Below are 3136 nucleotides of genomic sequence, written 5' to 3' on the forward strand. Positions count from 1 at the left end.
GTATGCCTCCGGTGGAGGCCGTCTGACGGGGTTTCAGCGTCGGTGCTAAGTCCGACCTTATGGCCGACCATAAGTTCAGACCCGAGATTGAAGTCCTCTCTGCCGCGGATGCGCCGCGCCGTCGTCACTGGAGCGATGGCGACAAGATCGCGATCGTGAAGGAGAGCTTCCTGGGGCATCGCCAGGTGACAGCCACGGCGCGGCGGCATGGCGTATCTCGCTCTCTGCTGACGATATGGCGGCGCCAGTATCGCGCTGGCGAACTTGGCGCCGAGACACCGCCTTCCTTCATCCCGCTGGCTGTTTCGCCGCCCATGGCACCTCCGACCGTGCCCGCGACCGCACGGGAGGCGCCACGCAGCACGCCTGATGTCCAGCTCGAGATCGTGCTGAGGAACGGGCGACGGCTTCTCGTCCCTTCGTCGGTGGAGCCAGAGGTTTTGGCGCGGCTGCTGCCGGCCCTGGAAAGCCGATGATCGCCTTCCCGGCGGGGGTGCGCGTATGGATTGCCGGTGGGGTCACCGACATGCGGCGAGGGATGAACACCTTGGCGCTGACAGTGCAGCAGGGTTTGGGACGTGATCCGCATGCGGGCGAGATTTTCTGCTTCCGCGGGCGCAAGGGCGACCTGGTAAAGTTGCTTTGGTACGACGGTGTCGGCATGTCGCTTTATACCAAGCGGTTGGAGGCCGGGAAGTTCATCTGGCCGACCAGCGGAAGTGGTGAAGCGGTGCAGATATCCGCAGCCCAGCTCGGCTATCTCTTGGAGGGGATCGACTGGCGCAATCCGCGCTGGACGCAACGCCCTGCAAAGGCGGGATAAATTGGCTTCTCCAGCCTTATTCTTATGGGCTTTCCGATGCCTGCATGGTAGGTCTCGGCCATGTCAGATGCCGCTTCCGAGATCACCAGATTGCGCGCCGCGCTTGCGGCCTCGGAGGCCCGTGCCGAGGCCGCAGAGAGCGAGCTGGCGCAGACCCGGGCGGTGGTCTCGACCTCGGAAGCGATGATCAGGCATCTCCGGCTTGAGATCGCCAAGCTCCGGCGCGAGCAATATGGCCACAGCTCCGAGCGCCGCGCCCGCCTGATCGACCAGATGGAATTGCAGCTTGAGGAACTCGAGGCCGCAGCCACTGAAGACGAGATCGCCGCCGAGAAGGTAGTGAAGACCACGTCCGTCGCGGGGTTCGAGCGTCGCCGCCCGGCCCGCAAACCCTTCCCGGAGCATCTGCCGCGCGAGCGCGTGGTGATTTCGGCGCCCACGGCCTGTTCCTGCTGTGGCTCGGATCGCATCGTGAAGATGGGCGAGGATATCACCGAGACGCTGGAGGTCATTCCCCGGCAGTGGAAGGTGATCCAGACGGTCCGCGAGAAGTTCACCTGCCGGGCATGCGAGAAGATCAGCCAGCCGCCAGCGCCGTTCCATCCCACGCCCCGTGGCTGGGCTGGGCCCAACCTGCTGGCGATGATCCTGTTCGAGAAGTTCGGCCAGCATCAGCCGCTGAACAGGCAAGTCGAGCGCTACGCCAAGGAAGGTGTCGAGGTCAGCCTGTCCACCCTGGCTGACCAGGTCGGCGCCTGCACCGTTGCGCTGGAGCCGATTCATGCGCTGATCAGGGCCCATGTCCTGGCCGCCGAGCGGCTGCACGGCGACGACACCACGGTGCCGCTCTTGGCCCGGGGCGGCACGAAGACCGCGCGGCTCTGGACCTATGTCCGCGACGACCGGCCCTTCGCGGGCGGTGCGCCGCCGGCCGCGCTGTTCTACTTCTCGCGCGATCGGGAGATGGCTCACCCGAACCGGCATCTCGCCGGGTGGCGGGGCATCCTTCAAGCCGATGCCTATGGCGGTTACAACGACCTCTATCGCGGCGATCGTGATCCCGGTCCGGCCGGAAGCGCGCTCTGCTGGAGCCATGCCCGGCGGAAGTTCTTCGAGCTTGCCGACATCAAGGGCAATGTCCGCAAGGGCAAGTCCGCCCACGATATATCTCCTGTCGCACTGGAGGCGGTGGCAAGGATCGATGCGATCTTCGACATCGAACGCCAGATCAACGGCCATGATGCCACGTTCCGGCTCGAGGCCAGGCACCGGTTGTCCTGTCCCTTGGTTGAGGCATTGCACGCTTGGCTGCGCGCCGAGCAGGGCACGATGTCGAAGCACAATCCTGTCGCCAAGGCGATCAATTACATGTTCAAGAAAGACCGATGGGAGGCCTTCACGCGCTTCCTCGAGGATGGGCGGGTCTGCTTGACGAACAACGCGGCCGAGAGAGCACTCCGCGGTGTGGCCCTTGGCCGGAAGTCATGGCTCTTCGCCGGCTCCGAGCGCGGCGGTGACCGCGCCGCCTTCATGTATTCGCTGATCGTCACTGCGAAGATGAACGATGTCGACCCTCAGGCCTGGCTCGGCGACGTCCTCGCCCGGCTGCCTGGCACGACAGCCTCCCGGGTGCCGGATCTCCTGCCTTGGAATTGGTCCCCGACACGGCAAAGGATCGCCGCATGACCCTGATCGCCCGCCTCCGGATCATCTTGAACGACGTCGAGCCAATGCCGATGCGCCACATCGAGGTGCCGCTGAAGATCAGGCTCGACCGGCTGCATGAGGTCATCCAAGCGGCCATGGGCTGGACCGACACCCATCTCTACGAGTTCCGGGTGGGGGATGCCGGTTGGGGCATGCCCGACCCGGACGGGTTCTACGACGGCCCCATGGACGCGAAGAAAATGACTTTGGAAAAGCTGCTCGACCAGACCGCCACCAGGACGATCCAGTATGTCTACGACTTCGGTGATGACTGGGACCACAGCATCCGGATCGAGCGGGTGGGCGAGGCCACTCAGGGCGTGACCTATCCGCGGCTTCTGAAGGCCGCGGGGGCCTGTCCACCGGAGGACGTCGGCGGCGCCTGGGGCTACGAAGAGTTCCTCGAAGCCCTCGCCGATCCCGATCACGAGCAGCACGAGGACATGGTCCACTGGTCGGGCGGGGACTTCGACGCCGAGGATGCCGGGGCCGGCACCATCATCGAACGCTTCGAGCGGCTGGCGAAGAAATGGGCCCCGCGGCCTCGCAAACCCAAAACTACGATCTGAGTGACGCCAGCGACCGCGGCCTACGCCGGATGGTTAC

General features: G+C 65.1%; 4 protein-coding genes. All 4 read left to right on the top strand.

Features of this window, described 5'->3' with window-relative positions:
* Positions 1-59 precede the first annotated feature (59 nt).
* The 4 genes from tnpA to F3H87_RS21705 are packed head-to-tail and all read left to right on the top strand — an operon-like array spanning position 60 to position 3099.
* On the top strand, positions 60-476 hold the full coding sequence (gene tnpA / locus F3H87_RS21690) for an IS66-like element accessory protein TnpA (protein ID WP_100927449.1): 417 nt from the start codon (positions 60-62) through the stop codon (positions 474-476).
* Positions 473-823, top strand: a complete 351-nt coding sequence (gene tnpB / locus F3H87_RS21695; protein ID WP_100927450.1) for an IS66 family insertion sequence element accessory protein TnpB — start codon at positions 473-475, stop codon at positions 821-823. The genes tnpA and tnpB overlap by 4 nt, the downstream gene beginning before the upstream one ends.
* A gap of 60 nt (positions 824-883) precedes the next feature.
* Positions 884-2509 (top strand): IS66 family transposase, encoded by a 1626-nt coding sequence (tnpC, locus tag F3H87_RS21700; RefSeq protein WP_100927451.1) that lies wholly within the window; start codon positions 884-886, stop codon positions 2507-2509.
* On the top strand, positions 2506-3099 hold the full coding sequence (locus tag F3H87_RS21705; protein ID WP_027264264.1) for a plasmid pRiA4b ORF-3 family protein: 594 nt from the start codon (positions 2506-2508) through the stop codon (positions 3097-3099). The genes tnpC and F3H87_RS21705 overlap by 4 nt, the downstream gene beginning before the upstream one ends.
* Positions 3100-3136: the final 37 nt, after the last annotated feature.

This window comes from Lutimaribacter pacificus (genome assembly GCF_900142185.1).
Lineage (GTDB): Bacteria > Pseudomonadota > Alphaproteobacteria > Rhodobacterales > Rhodobacteraceae > Lutimaribacter > Lutimaribacter pacificus.

What these genes read in the sequence shown, in the direction of transcription:
- tnpB (WP_100927450.1), top strand. Translation starts at nt 473, where the DNA reads ATGATCGCCTTCCCGGCGGGGGTGCGCGTATGGATTGCCGGTGGGGTC.
- tnpA (WP_100927449.1), top strand. Translation starts at nt 60, where the DNA reads ATGGCCGACCATAAGTTCAGACCCGAGATTGAAGTCCTCTCTGCCGCG.
- F3H87_RS21705 (WP_027264264.1), top strand. Translation starts at nt 2,506, where the DNA reads ATGACCCTGATCGCCCGCCTCCGGATCATCTTGAACGACGTCGAGCCA.
- tnpC (WP_100927451.1), top strand. Translation starts at nt 884, where the DNA reads ATGTCAGATGCCGCTTCCGAGATCACCAGATTGCGCGCCGCGCTTGCG.